Origin of the sequence: Acinetobacter sp. RW6, assembly GCF_041956835.1 — a bacterium.
GTDB classification, from domain to species: Bacteria; Pseudomonadota; Gammaproteobacteria; order Pseudomonadales; family Moraxellaceae; genus Acinetobacter; species Acinetobacter calcoaceticus.
In genome coordinates this window covers 658115-681206 of the sequence record NZ_CP167121.1, presented here as the reverse complement: position 1 = coordinate 681206, position 23092 = coordinate 658115, and the positions used below count along the sequence as shown (strand labels likewise).

The following is a 23092-nucleotide window of genomic DNA, read 5'->3' as shown; positions in this document are numbered from 1 at the left end:
CTGATAAATCAGATTCTTTCTGTATATATGTAAAAAAAATAGGATAGAAAAATCTTATGTCCGGGCTTCAGGAAGAATATTTACAGCATCAAACAAAAATTGAGCAGCTAAAACTTTCAATTCAATATATACGTTGGTATTTGATTAGCTTAATACTGCTATGTCTGATCTCATATGCTATTTTTTCTTATTATTTTTCATCTTCAATAACAACATTTAGCTGGTCTCTTGGCCTTACTATTGCATCTTTTACTTGCCTATTATTTGTTCCAAATATTTTAACTTACTACCGCACTATTAATTTTATTAAAAAAGCTGATCTTATCTTACAAAGTATTTGTTTTATTTCAGGAATCTTAATTGGGATAAACGTTACAATTATTCATTTTTATCTTCCACCAGAGTTGGTTTCACTACCAGATGCTCATATTTTAATTGCCTTGTTTATCACTTCTGCTCATATCATTGGCCTTACTTTTTTAACGCAACAACCTCGATACTTTTATCTTTTATTTATTCCAAGTACATCACCCCTATTGATCGCTCAATTTACGCATACGCCCATTACTCAGCTACCTTTTTATTTTGCCTATAATTTAACTTTCGTGGCTACAGTACTCTGCGCATACGCAACTCAACGTAACTATCAAAAGATTTCTAAACTATTATTAAAAAATAAACAGCTCGTTCAAGTTTCTGATCAACATACCCAATGGGCTGAAGAGTTATGTGTCCAGCTTCAACAAGAAGTGAATAAATCGAAAGATATTGAAGCCCAGCTCCAATTTAATAATCATTTACTTGAGCAAAAGGTACGTGAACGCACTTACGATCTCACAAAAATGAATGAGCAACTCGAAAGCCATCACTACAATTTAGCTTTTGCACATGAAACGGCTGGCATTCGGCCATGGGACTGGGATATTGAAAATCAAAAACTAGAAATTACTTTTTTCGATCAACAAAAACAAACTCAAACGACCATTATTTATCTCAATAGCATTTTAGACCGCATACATCCGAGCGATAAAAAACTTTTTGACGAGCGCTTGAAACAACATTTGGAAGGAATTACAGATCATTTTAATATCAATTTCAGAATCTTACGTCAAGATGGTTCATGGCGATGGATTCAAGATGTAGGTCGTGTCATTACAAGAGATCCCAAAACACAAAAAGCGCTTCGTATGGTTGGTATGACCCGAGATATACATCAAGAGAAAAAAGATCAAGAACACTTAAGACTCTCGGCAATTGTGCTTGGGCAAGCTGCAGAAGGCATATTTATTTTAGATGAACACCTGAACTATATTGATATTAACCCTTACTATGAGAAACTAACTGGATTTTCTAAAACAGAACTCCTAAATAAAGAGTTATTTAGCATTACAATTAATCAAAAAGAACTCCAACAACAATTTCATAGCTCAATTACCCAACAGCTCCTCGAAACCGGAGAATATATGGGCCAATTTGACGAAAAGTTTAGTTCTGGCAAAAGCGTATATTTGTGGTTACACATCAATGTGGTCAAAGATGAGTTCAATCAAATTACAAATTATATTGGATTTGCACGAGACCTCTCTGAGCAAAAACGTCAGGAACAACATCTATCTTACTTAAAAAATTACGATAGTCTTACTCACTTGCCTAATCGTCTTTACTATTACAACCAACTTCATCAATACCTTGTAAATCCATCATATAACATTAAAAATCTAGCCTTAATAAGAGTAAATATTGACCGTTTTCGCGCTTTTAATGAATTTTTAAATAATGATAGTGGTGATGAACTTCTTAAACAGTTTGCACAACGGTTACGCTTAATCAATATTAATGCAATTTTGGTTGCCTATTTAAATAGTGACGATTTTGCAATCATTTATGAAATTTCTCCAATTCATCCAAATATTGAGCAATATTGCCAAAATATTTTGCAGGCACTCAATGCCCCTTTTTATATTGATAATCAAGAATATTTTATTACGGCATCTATTGGCGTAGCATGCTTTCCTGAGCATGGACGACAAATTGATCATCTAAACAATCATGCAGAACAAGCACTTTCAGAAGCAAAACGCTTAGGAGGCAATACCATTTCTTACTATTGCAATCAAACAACTCATTCATATAAATCTGCCGATTTAGAACAAGAGTTACGTAAAGCCATTCAAAATGATGAATTTGTAGTTTATTACCAACCAAAAATTAGTCTACTCGATCATTCAGTTATTGGTTTTGAAGCATTAATTCGCTGGCAACATCCCGAAAAAGGATTAGTCATGCCAAATATGTTTATACCATTTGCTGAGCGCAGTAGCCTGATTTCGGATATTGGTAAAGTCGTTTTAGATAAAGTTGGAAAACAATTACAAGAATGGAAAAGCCAAGGCTACACAAACATTCAAGTTTCAGTGAATATTGTTGCCCAGCAAATACATCGAGGCTTATTACTCAATGATATTGATGAAATTTTGCAGAAATATCATATTCAAGGTTCAGATCTCGAACTTGAGATTACTGAGTCAGCCCTCTTGGACAATACTGATAACGTAAAAACTCTGTTGCATGCAATAAAACAACGAGATATTTCAATTGCTCTAGATGACTTTGGTACAGGCTATTCATCTTTAGCGTATCTGACAGAATACCCAATTGATGTATTAAAAATTGACCGTGCATTTATTTCTAAAATTGGTGATCACAAACAAGAAGCCATTGTAAATGCCATGATTGCGATGGGTAAAAGTATGGGGCTTAAACTGGTTGCCGAAGGTGTAGAAACAGAGGAACAAGTTGCCTATCTACAAAAACAGCAATGTGATTTTTTACAAGGCTATTTCTTTAGTCGTCCTATCCCGGCTGAGCAGATTATCCCTTATCTACAAACAAATTCGCCTATTTCTTAATAGTTCTCACAGTCTATTTTTACATACGCTGCTTTTTCCAAAAATGAGCGTTTTTGACTGTGAGAAATAAAGAAGTAGTGTTATATTCTTTAGCATTTAGCTCACTACAGGGCTATTGGCAATTCGTCTACTATTCTCTTAATTGGTAAAAATTAAAGCATAGTAAAAGAACCGAGTTGCCTTCCCCTGAATGAGTGATTTGACTAGTTTGCTTTTTTGTATCAAATAGAGACTCAGATGGACGATCAATCTTTAAAACAGGCCGCTTTAAATTACCATGAATATCCAAACCCAGGGAAAATCAGCGTCACCCCAAGTAAGCAACTTGTCAACCAACGAGATTTGGCTTTAGCCTACTCACCCGGAGTTGCTGCGCCATGTTTAGAGATTGAACGTGATCCTTCAACTGCTGCTAAATATACAGCACGCGGAAACTTGGTTGCTGTAGTCACTAACGGTACTGCTGTTCTTGGTTTAGGTAATATTGGTCCATTGGCTTCTAAACCTGTAATGGAAGGTAAAGGCGTTCTCTTCAAGAAGTTTGCTGGTGTTGACGTATTTGACATCGAAATTGCAGAAAACGATCCAGATAAAATCGTGGATATTGTTGCCTCTCTTGAACCAACTTTCGGTGGTATCAACCTCGAAGATATTAAAGCGCCAGAATGTTTCTATATCGAAAAGAAACTTCGTGAACGCATGAAAATTCCTGTATTCCATGACGATCAACATGGTACAAGTATTATTGTAGGTTCAGCTTTGCTCAATGCATTGCAACTTGTAAATAAGAAAATTGATGAAATCAAAATCGTAGCTTCAGGTGCAGGTGCAGCAGCACTTTCATGTTTAGACTTGCTTTGTGCGCTTGGTGCTAAAAAAGAAAATATTATTGTTGCCGATTCTCGTGGTCTATTAACGACTTCTCGCGAAGGCTTAGACGAATCTAAAAAACGTTATGTTCAAGATATTACAGCATCTCAGCTTCATGAAGTAATGACTGGCGCTGATATGTTCTTGGGTCTTTCTGCTGCTGGTATTCTCACCAAAGAAATGGTGAAACAGATGGCTGAGAACCCTATTATTTTTGCTTTGGCAAACCCAGATCCAGAAATTTTACCTGAACATGCACATGAAGTACGCTCTGACGTCATTATGGCAACTGGTCGTTCTGACTATCCAAACCAAGTAAACAACGCATTATGTTTCCCATACATTTTCCGTGGTGCACTTGATGTTGGTGCAACTACGATTAATGAAGACATGAAAATTGCATGTGTACATGCAATTGCGCGTATGGCTCATGTAGAAGCTGATGCAGCAACTTATGGTGAAAAATCTGCTTCATTTGGTCGTGACTATTTAATTCCACGCCCACTTGACCAACGTTTAATTTTAGAAATTGCACCAGCTGTTGCTAAAGCTGCAATGGACTCAGGTGTAGCAACTCGCCCTATCGAAGATTTCGCTGTGTATCGTCAAAAATTGTCTGAGTTTGTATATAACTCTGCATTCTTGATGAAACCAATTTTTGCTCAAGCAAAAGCTGATCCAAAGCGTATTGCATATGCGGAAGGTGAAGACGAGCGCGTATTACGTGCAGTACAAATTGCTGTTGATGAAGATTTAGCTAAACCAATTTTAGTAGGTCGTACGGCTGTAATTGAAGCAAATATCAAAAAATTAGGCCTACGTTTACAACATGGCGTAAATATTGAGATTGTAGATCAAGAACAAAACCCGATGTATGAAGAGTTTTGGAAAGACTACTATCAAACAATGCAACGCAAAGGCATCACTGTTGAATATGCTCAACGTGAAGCTCGCCGTCGTTCAACTTTAATTGCATCTCTACTGGTTAAATTCGGTAAAGCAGACGGTATGTTATGTGGTACTTACAGTAGCTATAACATTCACCTTGACTTTGTACGCAATGTTATCGGTCTTAAAGAAGGCATGAATAACTTCTTCACATTAAATGCATTAATGCTTGAAGATCGTAATTTATTTATTGCAGATACCTATGTAAACACTAACCCAACTGCTGAACAACTTGCTGAAATGACTATTTTGGCAGCTGAAGAAGTACGTCGTTTTGGTATTACTCCACGTGTAGCACTGCTTTCTCACTCAAGTTTTGGTAGTGACCAAACTGATTCAAGCGCTCAAAAAATGCGTGAAGTTTATCGTATTTTATCTGAGCAAGCTCCTGAGCTTGAAGTTGAAGGTGAAATGCATGGTGATGCAGCATTAGACGAAAATATTCGTCAATTTGCATTCCCTGGTTCACGTTTTAAAGGTTCTGCAAACTTGCTCATTATGCCAAACCTAGATGCAGCAAATATTTCATTTAACTTGTTGAAAGCGACTTCTGGTAACAACGTTACTATTGGTCCAATTTTGCTTGGCGCAGCAAAACCTGTTCATATTTTGACACCGACAGCAACGACTCGTCGTCTTATCAATATGACTGCTTTAACTGTTGCGGAAATCCAACAACAAGAAAAGTAATTTAGAAAGAGCTTTTTACGAAAAGCCTGTCTAATGACTTGAGAAAACCTCTATTCTGTAGCATGATTGCTTGAAGAATAGAGGTTTTTTCATGCAAGTGTATTTAGTAGGCGGTGCCGTCCGAGATTCTCTACTTGGGCATCCCTATCAAGAAAAAGATTATGTTGTGGTCGGAGCAACGCCTGAACATATGCTCGCCCAAGGTTTTCAACCTGTAGGCAAAGATTTTCCTGTGTTTCTTCATCCTAAAACTAAAGAAGAATATGCACTTGCACGTACTGAGCGAAAGTCCGGTAAGGGCTATCACGGTTTCCAGTTTTTTACCGATACCACAGTAAGTTTAGAAGAAGATTTAATTCGCCGTGATTTAACCATCAATGCCATAGCAATGGATCAAGATGGCAAAATATATGACCCCTATGGTGGTCAGACTGATTTAGAAAATAAAACCTTACGACATGTTTCAGAAGCTTTTGCTGAAGATCCTTTACGTGTTTTACGTGTGGCACGCTTTGCAGCTCGATATTCTTCATATGGTTTTCATATTGCATCTGAAACCTTACAACTAATGCAAACGATGGCTGAATCAGGTGAACTCGATGCATTAACACCAGAACGTGTGTGGAAAGAAACTTCGCGTGCGCTTTTAGAAGATCATGCAGATATTTATTTTCAGACACTACGGGATTGCGGTGCCTTAAAACATCTTTTTCCTGAAATTGACGCATTGTTTGGTGTACCACAACGCCCAGAATATCATCCTGAAGTAGACTGCGGCATACATACCCTAATGTCTTTACAGCAAGCGTGTAAGTCAAACTATTCGCTTGATGTTCGGTTTGCAGTTTTAGTACATGATTTGGGTAAAGCATTAACGCCTATAGATGAACTTCCTCGCCATATCATGCATGAAGAACGCGGAGTGAAACCAGTTACCGAATTATGTGAACGTTTAAAAGTTCCCACACAAACTCGACAGTTGGCATTATCGGTGTGTAAAGAACATCTAAAATGCCATCAGATTATGTCGTTAAAACCTGGAACTGTATGGCGTTTATTACAGCGTTTAGATGTATTACGTCGCCCTGAGAGAGTGGAAGCTTTTGTACAGGCATGTGAGTGTGATGCTAGAGGAAGACTAGGTTTAGAAGATCGTCCTTATCCTCAAGCTCAGTATATGTTAGATGCGATGCAAGTGGTTCGCTCTATTAAAGTTCAGGACTTACCCGAGAACATTAAGGGTGCTGAAATTGGTGAAATGTTAATTCAATGTCGCATTGATGCTTTAACTGAGTTCAAACATCAACATCAAACACCCACACATTCTTAATTTAAGCCAATAAAAAAGCCTCATTACGAGGCTTTTTTGTTTTTACTGTTTAGGCAGTGGTATATATTGAGATTGAGTATTTTGGTTTTTTCTTTCTCCAACTGCTACCACAAAGTTTTCTTGCTTCCCAGCTCGCTCAACCACCACATTAATTTCGCTATTAGGCGCTTGTAATGCAACGTAATTAATCAAATGAGAAGCTGAGGTAATTGATTCATTATTCACCTGAATAATTTTATCACCAACTTTAATGCCCGCAGATGCTGCTGGACCGTTTTTCAAAACATCAGCAACGACCACACCAATTTGTTGTTTTGGTGCTAATACATCTTCTTGTGTAGGCGGTACTAGACTAATGCCCAACCATCCACGTACAACACGACCATCTTTCAAAATCGAGTTTAATACTTGTTGGCAAATTTTAGCTGGAATTGCGAAACCAATACCTAAAGAGCCGCCTGACTGCGAGAAAATAGCGGTATTTACCCCAATTAGGTTACCAGCGACATCAATTAAAGCTCCGCCTGAGTTACCTGGGTTAATTGCAGCATCTGTTTGAATGAAATCTTCATAGGTATTGATGCCTAAATCAGAACGCTCAGTGGCAGAAATAATACCTTGAGTTACCGTTTGCCCTACGCCAAATGGATTACCAATCGCTAAGACAACATCACCCACTTCATTACCGCTGAGCTTAAATGGCAACACGGGTAATTTATCTAAATCGATTTTAATTACGGCTAAATCCGTATCAGGATCTGTTCCAACAATAGTTGCTTCTGCACGACGTCCGTCACGTAATGCAACTACAATTTGGTCGGCCTGAGCAATCACATGATTATTGGTAAGAATATAACCATCAGCACGAACAATAACCCCAGAGCCTAAACTATTTTCATTTTGCTGTTGTTGTTCAGGAACCTGATTTCCAAAAAATTCGCGGAATACTGGATCACTTAACAATGGATGATTTTGTTTAACTTTCTGGGTCGTAAAAATATTAACAACTGCCGGCGCTGCAACTTTCACCGCAGCACTATAAGACACCACCCCGCCCGCTCGTGAAGTATCAACCAGTGGTTCAACTTTTTCGGCAGGCATTTGCACCCCATCAACTGCAACAGTTGGTTTCGGCTGATGGTATTTTTGCCATGCAATAAAACTGGCAATTACAATAATAAGTAACACCCAAGGTAACCATGTAAAGGTGCGGCGCACGTTCATATCCTCTACGCAAAGAAGCTTTTAATTAAATTAATATATTGAACAAAAAGAGTTTTCAGTTAAGCATTTTAAATTAAATATGGCGATATACATAAAAAACTCAAAAAAGATTTGTCTAGCTTTAGTTACACAACAAAATATGTTTCTATAGCTTTAGCAATTATTTACTATTCAATTCAGGAAATATCATGGCGAATTTGCATGAAATTATTCAGTGGTGCGATCAAACCTTAAAAGCAGCAGAATTTAAAGATTACGCACCAAATGGCCTGCAAATTGAAGGTTCAACTGAAGTAAAACGTATCGTTTGTGCCGTTACTGCTTCCGAAGATGCGATTGATGCAGCTATTGCTCAGAATGCTGATCTATTACTCGTTCATCATGGTTATTTTTGGAAAGGCGAACCGTACCCAATTACAGGGATGCGCGGCAACCGCATTAAAAAACTAATTCAAAATAATATTTCACTCGTGGCTTACCACCTACCTTTAGATGCACATCCAAGTTTGGGTAACAATGTAGCCATTGCAGAAAAATTGGGCTTACACCATTTAGAACCACTCGATTTAGCCGAAAAACATCCAATTGGAAATATTGGATATTTAGAGCAAGCTGTTTCTGTTGAAGAGTTTAAAGCAAAATTACAAGATAGCTTTGATTTTAAAGTGATTCATCTACCCGCCGAGAAAAAAACTATTCAAAAAGTAGGTTTCTGTACTGGCGGTGCTCAAGATTTTATTGCTAAAGCGGCTTTGCAAAATTGCGATGCTTATATTTCAGGCGAAGTCAGTGAACGAACTTTCTATGAAGCAAAAGAATTAGGAGTTCACTATTTTGCGTGTGGTCATCATGCAACCGAACGTTATGGAGTTCAACGTTTAGCACAAGCAATTTCAAAGCAGTTTGCAATTGGAGCCGAATATTTTGAATTGAATAATCCGATTTAATTAAGTCTTTTTTTCAATCTGTGTTATGCGTATTAATTAGATCTTTATTGTGTATAGTTCTTTAAAACGATGCCCTATTGTGAACAGAATCATTTACAATAGAGCCACTTAATTGTATAACCCAGCAAATGCAAGGAATAGGAACATGACAACCATTACTTTACCTGCACTTCCATATGGCTATGATGATTTAGCGCCACATATTAGTAAAGAAACTTTAGAATACCATCACGATAAACACCACAATACCTATGTTGTTAACTTAAACAACTTAATCAAAGGGACTGACCTTGAAGGTAAAACTTTAGAAGAAATCATCAAAGCAACTGCTGGTGATGCATCTAAAGCTGGTATTTTCAATAACGCTGCTCAAGTTTGGAACCATACATTCTATTGGAATTCAATGAAGCCAAATGGTGGTGGTAAGCCTACTGGCGCAATCGCTGCTAAAATTGAAGAAGCTTTTGGTAGCTACGAAAAATTTGCAGAAGAATTTGCTGCTGCTGCAACAACTCAATTCGGTTCAGGCTGGGCTTGGTTAGTTGCTGATGAAGTAAACGGTAAATTATCTATTACTAAAACTTCTAATGCAGACACTCCACTTGCACATGGTCAAATTGCTGTATTAACAATTGACGTATGGGAACATGCTTACTACATCGATTTCCGTAACTTACGTCCTAAATACATCGCAACTTTCTTAGAAAGCCTTGTGAACTGGGACTATGCGAATGCAAAACTTGCAGGTCAACCAGCTGGTGTAGAGAAATAATTTTATTTCTTTATAAAAAACCACCCTATTTTGGGTGGTTTTTTTATTTTTAGTACCTTAAAAGAATATTAATCAAGCAAACGATTCATTTTCTTTAATATTCTTATTGACGCTTTTAGATTTCATCCATAAAATGCGCATCAGATTCTCCAATAGCTCAGTCGGTAGAGCGACGGACTGTTAATCCGCAGGTCCCTGGTTCGAGCCCAGGTTGGAGAGCCATCTACTAATCTCCCATAGCTCAGTCGGTAGAGCGACGGACTGTTAATCCGCAGGTCCCTGGTTCGAGCCCAGGTGGGAGAGCCAAGATTATAAAAGCCCGCATCTATTGCGGGCTTTTTCTTATCCAATCATTTACTAATTTTCTATTATTTTTAATAAAATCAATGTTTCGAATATTTTTAAACCAAACGATTAGATATTCTCACTAATTCCGTTATTAAGACTTGACCCAGCCCCCTTTCCTGCCTAAAATCCTTTTCCAGATTCTCCAATAGCTCAGTCGGTAGAGCGACGGACTGTTAATCCGCAGGTCCCTGGTTCGAGCCCAGGTTGGAGAGCCAAGATTCTTAAAAACCCACTCATCATGAGTGGGTTTTTATTTGTATGATGCCTTCACATGTTCGAATCGAGTCACTTATTTTTTATTGTTTTAGGTTGCATCAGCACCTGCATCTTTCTTGCTATTTGTTTACGTCCTTATTTATTTCCAAAACAAAAATTCTTTGCTCGTCCTGTTATTACCAACTTTGAAACTCAAATGTTTATACGTTTAAAACAAAGTTTTCCAAGTTATCATGTTTTAGCACAAGTGGCTTTTAGCGCCTTAATTACCAGTAAGGACTATAAAATTCGTAGTCAGTTCAACCGAAAAGTTACTGACTTTGTTGTGCTTAACGATAAGATGGAAGTGATTGCCATTATTGAGTTAGATGACCCTTCTCACCTTGAAAAAGCGGAAGAAGATCGTATTCGTGATCAAATGCTCACAGAAGCAGGTTACATTGTAAGACGTTACACAAATATTCCAACGGTACGTCAGCTACAAAAGGATATTCATTAAAAAACCGCTGTTATTTCTTTTCAGAACTTGCTGCTTCTTTTTCAGCTATTCTTTTTTCCATTTCTAAACGTTGCTGCTCATATTGTTTTTTAGTCTTAGCATCACTCTTTGCAGCCAAGAAAAGTATTCCAATAATAAAAAGAGGAATGAGTAAACCTAATCCCATTAATAACCAAGGAACAGATTTTTTTTCAACAGGTGACTGGCTCATAAGTGATTCAAACTCAAACGGTATCGATTTTAAGGTGTGTAACAATATAACAAAAAAAGGGCCCTCTTTAGGACCCTTTTAACTTGAATATTTTAAATACAAAAAATTATTGTGCTACTCCAGTACATTCTTGTTTTCCACTTGCATCAATTATCGATGGGTCTACAACCGCATTTGTCTTAGCTGGCATATTCGTTTGTATAAATTGATAGATATCAGCATTTTTACAAACAATGGCTTGGGTATGTGTCGCATTCTCTACTAGATCTAGTTTAATGTTAGGTGAACCCAAAGTTACCAGTCCAGCCACCATCATTTGAGTAATTGGATAAGGAACATTCGTATCAAGCTTACCTTGAGCAATATATACAGGTTTATCTAAACGTTTTGTTCCAGGCTGACTTGCAAGCAAAAACTTCTGAACTGTTTCATTTGTTTTAAAATTATTAGTATCGAGGCCTGGATAATCCATAACTTTTTTATCAGGATTATCAATCATAAATTTAATAATATCATCTTTAAATTTATTAATCAGGCTAAGACTCGGATCCGCACTATCTAAACATAAACCATTTTCTCCAGTACTTCCTTCCGCAAATTCAGCTAAAGACTTTGTTCTAGTTTGGAAAAGATCTCTATACTCAAAACGTGGTTCATACGCTTTAATACCCACACCCGTTAAAGCGGCATAAGCTAGCAGGGTCGCATAAGAATCAACCGATACTCGTTTATCTAGTGGTATATTACCCGCAATTTCTTGCTGCTCAATTAATGCTAATGCATTTGGTGCCACATCAAGAATAATTGTACCCAAGCTCGATGCAGGTGCGCCTGCGACCGCACCTTTATATGTTATATCTGTATTTGCATATTCAGCAGTACCTATAGATGCCTGACCTCCTTGCGATTGCCCTACAGACATCCAGTCGCCACTCAACTGACTACCATAATGATCTTTCACTGCCTTAACAGCGGCTAATGCTGATTTAGCTTCACTAGCCAAATTGAGGTAAGGATGAATTCCTTTTGTGCCGAGCCCTTCATAATCAGGAGCCACAATTACATATCCTGCTGCTAATAATGTATCTGCTAAAATTTTGAAACGTGGATTAATCGTATTATTACTTGGTGCACAACTATCCCCTACGCCTACAGTGCCATGTTCCCATACAACTACACGATAACCATCTTTAGGTTGAGCAATTTTAGGGAACATTACTAGTGCGGTTGCTTCTGCGGTTTTACCTTGTACATTGACCATGTTATAGGTCATGACTTTTATAGATGAAGCACCCTCTAAACTATCTTTAGAATAAGCTTTTTCAGAAATGTATGTTTTATCAGGGTTCACACCAGTATAGTCATCATCATCGTCATTACATGCTGCAAGAAATAATGTTGAAACCGATAACGTTATAGCTAAAGCAATTTTTGACCGTTTCATAAAATATCCTTTTTATGTTATGTGTTATTTATTCCGCATATTTTTATGCACAAATATTAAGACATAAAAAAAGTGCTCTGCATAGAACACTTTTCAACCTTACGGTCATTTTTACTATATGAAATTTAAAAATATTCCCAGAAAAATGATTAATCCAACCCAGCGATTGTGACGGAATGCCCAAAAACAGACTTGAGGGTTGCGGTCTTTGGTTTTAATTGTTTGATATATAAAATCGAATGCAACAACAACCAAAGCAATGATCGCCCATGGAAATAGAATATTTTCTAAATACAGTGCCGAGCCAATCAAAACAAGACTGGTTGCTTGTAAAAGCGCAATAATCTGGATGTCATATCGGCCAAAAAGAATTGCTGTAGATTTCACACCAATCTTTAAATCATATTCACGATCAGTAATGGCGTATTGAGTGTCATAAGCGACTGTCCAAGCTAGATTACCAAAATAAAGAAGCCAGCAAGTTATATCTAACGGCTTACCCATCGCAGTAAATGACATTGGAATTCCCCAAGAAAATGCCATACCTAAAACCACTTGTGGTAAATGGGTATATCTTTTCATGAAGGGATATATAAATGCTAAAACTAATCCAGCTAGTGCACAATAGAATGTCGCTATAGGTAAAAAGAACAAAGTACAAGCGCTAGCAAATACTAAAGCTAAAAATACATATATTGCTTCTCTCGGACGAATTACCCCAGTTGCTAATGGACGTGTTTTAGTGCGTTCAACATGTGCATCTACTTTTCGATCAGCAAAGTCATTAATGGCACAACCAGCAGCGCGCATAAAAATTGTACCCAATACCATTGCCAAAAGAATATGCAATGGTGGCGTTCCTTCTGCAGCAACCCAAAGTGCCCACATGGTTGGCCAAAAAACCAGTTCTGTTCCAACTGGCTTATCAAATCGACATAGATAATAGTATGCTTCTAAACGCTGACGCCATGTGGTATCTGTTGCAGTCGTCATAGTAGTTCCTTGTCGTGCTGCTGATGTAGAAAAGCTTCAAAAGCTGGTAAGAATGTTTCTTGGACTATAAATTTACACCCATGCCAAGTATAGCAACTTTGTCGCGTCCACCCTTCTGGCAAATGAATGACACGGCGGTCACAAAGCGGTGTCGTTCTTTGAAATAGAAAAAATCCAATCGGTGTAGAACCAATGTGCTGAAATATGCGGGCTTTTTTTTGTAGGCTTAAAATAGGAAAAATACTTTTTGCTTTAACCCAAGGTTCTGCCTCACTGCCATATAAATAAGTCTCGCGCACCCATGAGGTATGGGCATGAGGCATATTCATCCATTGGCTATCTGCAAAAGTTAAACGCTGAAAATGTTCTTTAAAAGGTTTTACACTGAATTGACCACCTCCAAGTTCAGTCAATTGTTGAGTCAGAGAACCAGACGCATACAACCATGTTTTCAACTCAGGATTTAAAGTCTTTTCCTGTTTAAGTACTGGTTGCCGTTTACGCATAATCTGCTCACATGAAAACTCGCACTTAGTTTAACCCAATTTTTTGATAAAAAACGTAGAGAATTCAATCAACATTTTAAACAATAAAAAAGCCTGCATAAGCAGGCTTTTTTATGAAAATACGTATTACAAGCTGTAGTACATATCAAACTCAACTGGGTGAGTAGTCGTGTTAAGACGACGTACATCTTCAGTTTTAAGTTCGATGTATGCATCAAGCATTTCTTTAGTGAACACGCCGCCTTTTAACAAGAATTCGTGATCTGCTTGAAGTGCTTCAAGAGCCATATCTAAGCTATGAGCAACTGTTGGGATTTTTGCTTCTTCTTCTGGAGGAAGATCATACAAGTTCTTATCAGCAGCTTCGCCCGGATGGATCTTGTTTTGGATACCGTCGATACCAGCCATTAACAATGCAGCGAAACCTAAGTACGGGTTCATCATTGGGTCTGGGAAACGAGCTTCGATACGCTTACCTTTAGGGCTAGAAACGTATGGAATACGGATAGACGCAGAGCGGTTACGCGCTGAGTAAGCAAGCATGATTGGTGCTTCGAAGTGAGGAACCAAACGCTTATATGAGTTTGTAGATGGGTTTGTGATCGCATTCAATGCACGAGCGTGCTTGATGACACCACCGATGAAGTACAATGCCATTTCAGAAAGGCCTGCATATTCATCACCAGCAAATAAGTTCTTGCCATCTTTAGAGATAGACATATGAACGTGCATACCAGAACCGTTATCACCTACCATTGGTTTAGGCATAAAGGTTGCAGTTTTTGCATATTGGTGCGCAACGTTCCAAACAGCATATTTGAATTGTTGAACTTCGTCAGCTTTACGTACAAGTGTATTGAAGCTCACACCAATTTCTAATTGGCAAGAAGCAACTTCATGGTGATGTACTTCTACACGACCAGGGCCCATGATATCTTCAATTTTCGCACACATTTCTGCACGCATATCTTGTGAAGAATCAACTGGAGGAACTGGGAAGTAACCGCCTTTAACACGTGGACGGTGACCAGAGTTACCAGACTCGTAATCTTTACCAGTAGACCAAGCGGCTTCTTCAGCGATCAATGTATGACGAGCGCCAGACATATCGATGTCCCACTTCACTTCATCAAATACAAAGAATTCTGGTTCTGGACCAAAGAATGCAGTATCACCGATACCTGTAGATTTTAAGTATTCTTCTGCACGGCGAGCAATCGAACGTGGGTCACGCTCATAACCTTGACCAGTTGAAGGTTCAATAACGTCACAAGTCACAACTACAGTTGGTTCAGCAAAGAACGGGTCAACAAAACCAGTTTCTGCATCTGGACGTAAAATCATGTCAGATGCTTCAATGCCTTTCCAACCAGCGATTGAAGAACCATCAAACATTTTACCGTCTTCAAAAGTATCTTCATCAATAGAATCAGCTGGGTAAGTTACGTGCTGTTCTTTACCCTTAGTATCAGTAAAGCGAAAATCGACCCATTTTGCGCCACTTTCTTGTATGAGTTGAAGGACCTTGTTCGCCATGCTCATTTTGCTCCAATGAAATTTTGTTGCACTTGTTAAGTGCGTGTTAATTGCTGGTATATATTAAGCAAATCTCATACCAACTTTATCAGACTTACCTAAAACATTGAATTGCTTATAACTATCGATGATTTAGGTCCCTTGTCTTGAACCCATTATACTGTTTGCATAGTTAAATGCACCATATTCAGACATTTTCAAATTATGGCATACAAGAATAGCTCGCAATCGCCCTAATTTAGTGCAAAATTGTTGCGCTAATATGAATTATCGCATCAATATCTAACAGTAATTCATGATCATAATACTTTCTTATATAGAAAGCTGGCATTCTTATTACAATGAATAAAAAATAATAAATGATGACTTATGAAATTCTAACCTTTAGATGAGAACTCTACATCTACTCATGCCTTTGCCAAAAAGGCTTTAATGTAAATATTGCCTTGAAAAGTAATTTTCAAAAAAATTTAAATAGTCCTCTTTTGCGTTATACCTCACTCATTAAAATACTGAGGTTTTCTGAAATTATTTTTCTTTTTTACAGCACTTCTATTTTAAGACTTGTTAAAACAGCTTAATTCTTATTTTCCTTATGGAGTTCTCTGCTGTGAGGCAAGTTTTGATCAGCTTTGGTGCGTAATAATCTGATAGCTTAGCTTTTCACGATATAGTTTTTCACTTTTCCATTTTTTACCATTTGTTATATACCTTTTTTATACATGACCAACTTGCTTTTCAATTTAAAAAAAACTAAAAAATAAAACATAACTTTTTTTTATAATTAAACAAACTAAAAGTTTGGTTTACTTAACTACAAATATGTTCAAAGGATTTGAAATGAAGCATGAACTCGAACAATGCGACACAGCTTTTTTCGGCCATCCAAAACCCTTAAAAACTTTATTTTTTACTGAACTGTGGGAACGGTTTTCTTACTATGGAATTCGTCCCTTATTGGTTCTTTACATGGTTGCGATGGTCAATGATGGTGGTTTAGGGCTTGATCGTCCTACCGCAGCTGCAATTGTAGGGTTATTTGCCGGCTCTATGTATTTAATGACCGTTTTAGGCGGTTGGATTGCCGATAACTGGTTAGGCCAAGCAAGATCTGTCTGGTATGGCTCCATCATTATTGCATTAGGTCATTTATCAATTGCGCTTACTCCTATATTTGATCAATTCTTTTTTTATTTCGGTTTAGTTCTTATTGTTATTGGTTCTGGATTGTTTAAAACCTGTATTTCAGTGATTGTCGGAACATTATATAAAGCCCAAGATAATAGACGCGATGCTGGCTTCTCCATTTTTTATATGGGAATTAATATAGGTTCTTTTATTGCTCCTCTTCTTACAGGCTTATTAGCACGTGATCATAACTGGCACTTAGGTTTTGGTATAGGTGGCCTTGGGATGTTAGTTGCATTACTTATTTTTCGTGTATTCGCTATTCCACAGCTACAAGCTTTTAATCAGTTGCGTCAAGAAAATGACAATTGGAATAAACCAATTGTTGAAAATAAAAATGCGCCAAAAATTGCTTTCTCATTTTTATTAAGTGTCGCAGTCCTTATTGCTCTTACCTTTTTTGGTGTTATTCATATCAATCCAGTCGCAGTAGCAACCTACTTAACCGTAGGAATCGGCGTTGGTATTATTGCTTACTTTGCATATTTACTACTTTTCCTGAATTTAGAGCAGCATGACAAATTTAAAATTATTATTTGCTTTGTTTTATTAGCAGCATCTGCGCTATTTTGGTCTGCCTTTGAGCAAAAGCCCACAACTTTTACTTTATTTGCACAAGATTATACGGACCGTATTGTTTTCGGATTTGAGATCCCAACTGTATGGTTTGAATCAATCAATGCCCTATTTATTATTGTTTTTGCTCCAGTTGCAGCTTGGCTATGGGCGAAGCTAGGTAAGACAAATAAAGACCCAAGCTATATCAGCAAATTTATTATCGCATTGTTATTCGCAGCAGGTGGCTTTTTGCTCATGTCTCTTGCCAGTCATTTTGCTATTAATGGTGGGGCAGTTTCACCATTTTGGTTAGTCGGTACTTTATTTTTTCTTACCATAGGTGAACTTTGCCTAAGCCCGATTGGCTTATCAACCATGACTAAACTTGCACCTGATGTCATCCGGAGTCAAATTATGGGTCTGTGGTTTACTGGTTCAGCTTTAGGTAATCTGATAGCAGGGTTGATTGGAGGACATGTATCGGCAGATGGCATTAATCACTTACCTACCCTCTTTATGAGATGTGTTTTGGCGTTAGTGATTGGCGCAATCGTGTTATTTTTATTAAAGAAACCTATTTATAGATTAATGAACAAAAGTACCAGTAAAGTTCAACCTGACTTGGAAACCATATGACCAATTTAACTGTTCAAGAAAAGCTAGAGAAACTTCGTGAACTCATGCTTAACCAGCATGTTGATGCGTTAGTCGTCATGAGTGCCGATCCACATATGTCAGAATATTTACCGGATTACTGGAAAGCAAGGCAATGGCTTAGCAGTTTTAGTGGCTCTGTTGGAACACTTGTAGTCACTCAAAACTTTGCGGGACTTTGGGCAGATGGACGCTATTGGGTACAAGCCGAGCAACAGCTTGTCGGAACTGGATTTGAACTTCAAAAATTGACCAATGATGAATCATCAACACATCTAGCTTGGATGGAAAAAAATCTAAATAAAGCCTCAGTAATTGCAGTAAACGGCCAAACACTTTCGATTCAACAATTTAAGGCACTCGAACATACCGCAAGACTTAACAACTATAAACTCGAAACTCAACAAGATTTAATTGGAGCCATCTGGTCTGATCGTCCTGAGCTTCCTTCCAAAAAAATCAACTTGATGCCTGAAGGGTTAAACGCCCTATCTCGTAAAGAAAAAATTCAGAATATTCGTGAAACTTTACACAGCAAGAATATTGCGGGTCACTTCATTTCATCTTTAGATGATATTACATGGATCTTAAATGCACGTGGGCAAGATGTAGAATACAACCCTGTTTTTCTGTCTCATTTATATATTAGTGAAAATCAAGCTGTTCTTTTCATTGATGCGGACAAAGTTGATATAGCCATTCAACAAGCTTTTAAAGCTGATGGTATTGAGATTCGTAACTATGAAGATACAGCAACATTTTTAGCGAATATTTCTGATGTCTCTATACTTTTAGATCCAGCCAAAGTATCGATTTATCATGAACAAGCCATCGCAAAAGATATTCAGGTTGTATACGACATCAACCCGAGTACGCTTTTTAAATCACGTAAGCATGAAAGTGAAATAGCTCATATCCGTCATGCAATGGTTAAAGATGGTGTTGCCCTTTGCCACTTTTTCCACTGGCTAGAAAAAGCACTTCATCATCGTAAAAACATTTCAGAACTAACGATTGATGAAAAAATTACAGCTTTCCGTGCTCAGCAAGATGGTTTTATAGGGCCAAGTTTTTCTACTATTGCTGGCTTTAATGCCAATGGTGCTCTACCTCACTACCGCGCAACTGAGGAGCACTATTCATTTATTGAAGGCGATGGATTATTGCTGATTGACTCAGGTGGGCAATATGTAAATGGAACAACAGATATTACTCGTGTAGTTCCTGTAGGCACGCCAACGCAAACACAAAAACGTGACTATACCTTGGTTTTAAAGTGTCATATTGCTTTGGCCAAAACGATTTATCCAGAAGGTTTAGCTGCACCGCTACTCGATTCAATTTGTCGCCATACCTTATGGCAACATGGTTTAGATTATCGCCACGGAACAGGTCACGGTGTAGGCTTTGCTCTTAACGTTCATGAAGGACCGCAAGTACTTTCTTATTACGCGCCAGTTCATGCCTATAACAAATTGCGTGAGGGAATGATTCTTTCCAATGAACCAGGACTTTATCATGAAGGTAAATATGGTATTCGTATTGAGAATCTGGTCGCAAACCGTATTCACTCTGGGTTTGAAAAAACCTATGGTGAGTTTTTGGAGTTTGAAACGCTAACACTTTGTCCAATTCATTTAGATTGTATCGTTGTTGATATGCTTAACAACGAAGAAAAAGACTGGCTAAATGCCTATCACCAAATGGTTCAAGAAAAACTAGCTGAACATTTGTCTGGAGAGGTTTTAGACTGGCTGATTTACAACACTCGTGCGATTTAATCTGCTTTTCTAACTAAGGCAGAATACTTTTTAGTTCTAATGAAAAAGCCGATTCTGCCCTAGTTGCACATATCTCTGTTTCTTAACAGATCTAATATCAATTTAAAGCTGACTTTTTTAGCAAATTTCTAAGGAATGAAATAGTTAAACTGGTCACTTCATTTTTTGTTATATTAGCCGCTTAGATAGCGGCTTTATTTTTGCCTACGATTTTGGTGTGATAATCAAAACGGGTAATTAAACAGGTAAAAATTTAAATAGCTATTTAAATAAATATCATATATCAAGAGGTTAGACTCAAAATGCTTCTAATGATCGACAATTACGACTCTTTTACCTACAACATCGTCCAGTACTTTGGCGAGTTGGATCAGGAAGTAAAAGTTGTTCGCAATGATCAAGTCACATTAGAGGATATTGAACGATGGCAACCTAAATATCTGGTTATTGGTCCTGGCCCATGCTCTCCAAGCGAAGCAGGTATTTCTATTCCTGCAATTAATCACTTTGCCGGAAAAATTCCTTTGCTTGGTGTGTGTTTAGGGCATCAAAGTATTGGGCAAGCTTTTGGCGGAAACATTGTAAGAGCCAAAACGGTTATGCACGGACGTTTATCTGATATGTACCATAGCAATAAAGGTATTTTCAGTAATCTCCCTAGCCCATTCTCGGCAACTCGTTATCACTCATTGGTGATCGATCAGCAAACACTGCCTGATTGCCTTGAAGTAACGTGCTGGACCAATGAAGCAGATGGCTCAATGGAAGAAATTATGGGTGTTAAACATAAGACATTGCCTGTTGAAGGTGTGCAGTTCCATCCAGAATCAATCTTGAGCCAACATGGTCATCAAATCTTTAAAAACTTTTTAGATATTTATGCATAAGTGATATTTATGAACATTCAACAAGCACTTAACCATATTACAAAAAATATTCACCTGACTCAGCCGCAAATGGAAGACATTATGCGCAGCATCATGCAAGGTGAGGCAACCGAAGCACAAATTGGTGCTTTGATGATGGGCCTTCGCATGAAAGGTGAAAGTATTGACGAAATTACTGCTGCCGCACGTGTTATGCGTGAATTCGCTATTAAAATTGATGTCAGTGATATCAAATATTTAGTTGATATTGTTGGTACTGGTGGTGATGGACAAAACTTATTTAACGTCTCTACAGCGTCTAGCTTTGTGATTGCAGCAGCTGGTGCAACCATTGCAAAGCATGGTAATCGAGGCGTTTCAAGTAAATCAGGTTCATCTGACCTACTTGAACAAGCAGGTATTAACCTTGATTTAGATATGGAACAAACTGAGCGCTGTATTCGTGAGATGGGTGTAGGCTTTTTATTTGCCCCAAACCATCACAAAGCTATGAAATATGCTGTTGGCCCACGTCGTGAGCTTGGTGTTCGCAGCATTTTCAATTTACTCGGCCCGCTTACGAATCCGGCCGGCGTAAAACGCTTTGTAATTGGGGTATTTTCAGATGAACTTTGCCGTCCAATTGCCGAGGTTATGAAGCAACTGGGTGCTGAGCATGTCATGGTGGTTCATTCAAGAGATGGACTTGATGAAATTAGCCTTGCTGCCCCTACTGCTGTTGCAGAGCTTAAAGACGGCGAAATTACCGAATGGACGCTTAATCCAGAAGATGTCGGGATTGAATCACAAACCTTAAATGGTTTAGTGGTAGCTGATGCCGCAGCAAGCTTAAAGCTGATTAAAGATGCATTAGGTAAAAATAAATCTGACATTGGCGAAAAAGCAGCAAATATGATTGCTCTTAATGCTGGTGCAGGAATTTATGTCTCAGGCATTACCAAAACCTATGCTCAAGCTGTTTCATTCGCTCAAGATATTATCTATGGCGGGCAAGCTTTAGAAAAAATGAGTGTTTTGGCTGAATTTACCAAAGCATTAAAACAATCTCAGGCAGATTAAGGATTTCTCATGATTAATATTCAAAATACCATTTTAGGTAAAATTGTTGACCGTAAACATGAGGAACTTGCTGCACGTTTAAAACAACGTAATTTGCAAGATGTTGAAGAACTAGCGAAAGCTGCAACTCCGGTACGAGGCTTTGCAAAAGCTTTACAACACAAACGCCCTGCCGTGATTGCTGAAATTAAAAAAGCTTCTCCATCAAAAGGCATTATTCGTGCAGATTTTAATCCTGCTGAAATTGCCGAGCAGTACGAACAAGCTGGAGCAGCATGTTTATCTGTTTTAACTGATGTTGATTTTTTTCAGGGTGCGGATGAAAATATCGCCATTGCACGAAGCCACTGTGCTTTACCTGCTTTACGTAAAGACTTTCTGATTGATCCATATAATGTAGTTGAAGCACGTGCATTACATGCTGACTGTATTTTATTGATTGTTGCCTCTTTGTCAGATCAACAACTTGAAGAAATGTCTAAAACTGCTTTTGAACATCAGCTTGATGTATTGGTTGAAGTTCACGACGAAGAAGAACTGGAACGTGCTTTAAAGTTGTCTGAGCAATGTGTATTAGGTGTGAATAACCGTAATTTAAAAACTTTTGATGTAGATTTAAATACCTCAATTCGTTTGAAAAACTTGCTTCCATCATCACGTTTACTTGTGACTGAAAGTGGTATTGCCACTCCAGATGATGTTCGTATGATGCAAGAAAATGATATTCATACCTTCTTGGTTGGCGAAAGTTTTATGAAACAACCAAGACCAGATCAAGCCTTTACCGCCCTTTTTGGACAACCCCAAACGGTTTAATAGAAGATATATGAGTAATAAAGATTCATCGCTTTCTAAAGAGCAACAAAAGTTACTGAAGCAATTTAAAAAGCAAATCTCCAATCCTCATTCAAGCAAAATCGCAAGTCAGTCTGAGGCCCCAAAACCTCAGGCTGAGCCTGAAGAATTGGAAGATGCAAACCTGTTTCAAAGTGCTCTAGCAGGTGTTAAGCCCATCAATAATAGTAATATTGCTGATGTAAGAACGCCTCGCACAAAAAAAATTGATGCTCAAACACTCGCTAAACGTGCAGCTGCCGAAGGTGGTCGTGAAACTGAACATGCCGAGTTATCAGACACCCAAGCCGCTCTAAATCCTGTAGCGAGTCAAGCAACGCTAAGCTATCGCATTGCTACACTTCAGCATAAAGTTTTCGAAGACTTAAAAGCTGGAAGAATGCGCTGGTTTGAAGCTGTAGATTTACACGGCTGTACAATTGAGCAAGCACGTGACGCAGTTTTACAAGTTATCCAGATGGCAAAAGATGAAAATCAAAATGTTGTCAAGATTGTACATGGTAAAGGCCCTGAAGCTGTTTTAAAAACCTATGTCAACGGATGGCTACGTCAGCACCGCGATGTTTTAGCTTTTGTAAGTGCACCTGAAAATCAAGGTGGCACAGGTGCCGTTCTCGTACTGCTTAAACGTGCAGAAAAAAATCCAAAGTTCGAACAAAAGAAATGA

General features: G+C 38.0%; 18 protein-coding genes and 3 tRNA genes. 15 read left to right on the top strand and 6 right to left on the bottom strand.

Annotation, left to right across the window (positions count from 1 at the left end; all coding sequences use genetic code 11):
• Positions 1-56: 56 nt before the first annotated feature.
• From ACB088_RS03095 to ACB088_RS03085, 3 genes are all read left to right on the top strand, one after another.
• A complete protein-coding gene (locus ACB088_RS03095; RefSeq protein ID WP_375037972.1) occupies positions 57-2909 on the top strand; it encodes a putative bifunctional diguanylate cyclase/phosphodiesterase in 2853 nt (950 codons plus the stop codon).
• Positions 2910-3146: 237 nt separating this feature from the next.
• Complete coding sequence (locus ACB088_RS03090) at positions 3147-5417, top strand: NADP-dependent malic enzyme (RefSeq protein WP_003650593.1); 2271 nt, start codon at positions 3147-3149, stop codon at positions 5415-5417.
• A gap of 91 nt (positions 5418-5508) precedes the next feature.
• On the top strand, positions 5509-6747 hold the full coding sequence (locus ACB088_RS03085; protein WP_375037971.1) for a multifunctional CCA addition/repair protein: 1239 nt from the start codon (positions 5509-5511) through the stop codon (positions 6745-6747).
• Positions 6748-6789: 42 nt separating this feature from the next.
• Here the strand turns inward: ACB088_RS03085 and ACB088_RS03080 are convergent, their stop codons facing one another.
• Positions 6790-7965: a S1C family serine protease gene (locus tag ACB088_RS03080; RefSeq protein WP_004643516.1), complete on the bottom strand. Its 1176-nt coding sequence runs from the start codon at positions 7963-7965 to the stop codon at positions 6790-6792.
• A 194-nt stretch (positions 7966-8159) separates the two neighbouring features.
• On the opposite strand from ACB088_RS03080, the gene ACB088_RS03075 reads away from it, so the two are divergent.
• From ACB088_RS03075 to ACB088_RS03050, 6 genes are all read left to right on the top strand, one after another.
• Positions 8160-8918 carry a Nif3-like dinuclear metal center hexameric protein gene (locus ACB088_RS03075; RefSeq protein WP_375037970.1) on the top strand — a complete coding sequence of 253 codons (759 nt, stop codon included), beginning with the start codon at positions 8160-8162 and terminating at the stop codon, positions 8916-8918.
• Positions 8919-9063: 145 nt separating this feature from the next.
• The gene (locus ACB088_RS03070; RefSeq protein WP_003650584.1) at positions 9064-9690 is read left to right on the top strand and encodes a superoxide dismutase; all 627 of its coding nucleotides are present in this window, start codon (positions 9064-9066) and stop codon (positions 9688-9690) included.
• 146 nt (positions 9691-9836) lie between these two features.
• Positions 9837-9912: transfer RNA gene (locus ACB088_RS03065), tRNA-Asn, on the top strand.
• Positions 9913-9920: 8 nt separating this feature from the next.
• Positions 9921-9996, top strand: a tRNA-Asn gene (locus ACB088_RS03060).
• Positions 9997-10177: 181 nt separating this feature from the next.
• Positions 10178-10253 (top strand) — tRNA-Asn (locus ACB088_RS03055).
• Between the two features lie 56 nt (positions 10254-10309).
• Positions 10310-10753: a DUF2726 domain-containing protein gene (locus ACB088_RS03050; protein WP_375037968.1), complete on the top strand. Its 444-nt coding sequence runs from the start codon at positions 10310-10312 to the stop codon at positions 10751-10753.
• 10 nt (positions 10754-10763) lie between these two features.
• Here the strand turns inward: ACB088_RS03050 and ACB088_RS03045 are convergent, their stop codons facing one another.
• From ACB088_RS03045 to glnA, 5 genes are all read right to left on the bottom strand, one after another.
• Positions 10764-10964, bottom strand: coding sequence for a hypothetical protein (locus tag ACB088_RS03045; protein ID WP_375037967.1), 201 nt, complete (start codon positions 10962-10964; stop codon positions 10764-10766).
• A gap of 106 nt (positions 10965-11070) precedes the next feature.
• On the bottom strand, positions 11071-12408 hold the full coding sequence (locus ACB088_RS03040) for a lipase family protein (RefSeq protein ID WP_375037966.1): 1338 nt from the start codon (positions 12406-12408) through the stop codon (positions 11071-11073).
• A 114-nt stretch (positions 12409-12522) separates the two neighbouring features.
• Entirely contained in the window at positions 12523-13401 is an 879-nt protein-coding gene (gene ubiA / locus ACB088_RS03035) for a 4-hydroxybenzoate octaprenyltransferase (RefSeq protein WP_307011579.1), read from the bottom strand.
• The gene (locus ACB088_RS03030) at positions 13398-13907 is read right to left on the bottom strand and encodes a chorismate--pyruvate lyase family protein (RefSeq protein WP_375037965.1); all 510 of its coding nucleotides are present in this window, start codon (positions 13905-13907) and stop codon (positions 13398-13400) included. Before ACB088_RS03030 ends, ubiA begins: the two co-directional genes overlap by 4 nt.
• Before the next feature lie 126 nt (positions 13908-14033).
• The gene (gene glnA, locus ACB088_RS03025; protein ID WP_003650573.1) at positions 14034-15449 is read right to left on the bottom strand and encodes a type I glutamate--ammonia ligase; all 1416 of its coding nucleotides are present in this window, start codon (positions 15447-15449) and stop codon (positions 14034-14036) included.
• Between the two features lie 816 nt (positions 15450-16265).
• Here glnA and ACB088_RS03020 point away from each other — a divergent pair.
• The 6 genes from ACB088_RS03020 (at position 16266) to ACB088_RS02995 (ending at position 23092) form a co-directional block, all read left to right on the top strand.
• Positions 16266-17825, top strand: a complete 1560-nt coding sequence (locus tag ACB088_RS03020) for a peptide MFS transporter (RefSeq protein WP_375037964.1) — start codon at positions 16266-16268, stop codon at positions 17823-17825.
• The gene (locus ACB088_RS03015; protein ID WP_375037963.1) at positions 17822-19624 is read left to right on the top strand and encodes a M24 family metallopeptidase; all 1803 of its coding nucleotides are present in this window, start codon (positions 17822-17824) and stop codon (positions 19622-19624) included. Before ACB088_RS03020 ends, ACB088_RS03015 begins: the two co-directional genes overlap by 4 nt.
• A gap of 302 nt (positions 19625-19926) precedes the next feature.
• The gene (locus ACB088_RS03010) at positions 19927-20511 is read left to right on the top strand and encodes an aminodeoxychorismate/anthranilate synthase component II (protein ID WP_003650566.1); all 585 of its coding nucleotides are present in this window, start codon (positions 19927-19929) and stop codon (positions 20509-20511) included.
• Positions 20512-20520: 9 nt separating this feature from the next.
• Positions 20521-21570, top strand: coding sequence for an anthranilate phosphoribosyltransferase (gene trpD / locus ACB088_RS03005; protein WP_133747054.1), 1050 nt, complete (start codon positions 20521-20523; stop codon positions 21568-21570).
• 9 nt (positions 21571-21579) lie between these two features.
• Complete coding sequence (gene trpC / locus ACB088_RS03000; protein WP_017387943.1) at positions 21580-22386, top strand: indole-3-glycerol phosphate synthase TrpC; 807 nt, start codon at positions 21580-21582, stop codon at positions 22384-22386.
• A gap of 10 nt (positions 22387-22396) precedes the next feature.
• Entirely contained in the window at positions 22397-23092 is a 696-nt protein-coding gene (locus ACB088_RS02995; protein ID WP_375037962.1) for a Smr/MutS family protein, read from the top strand.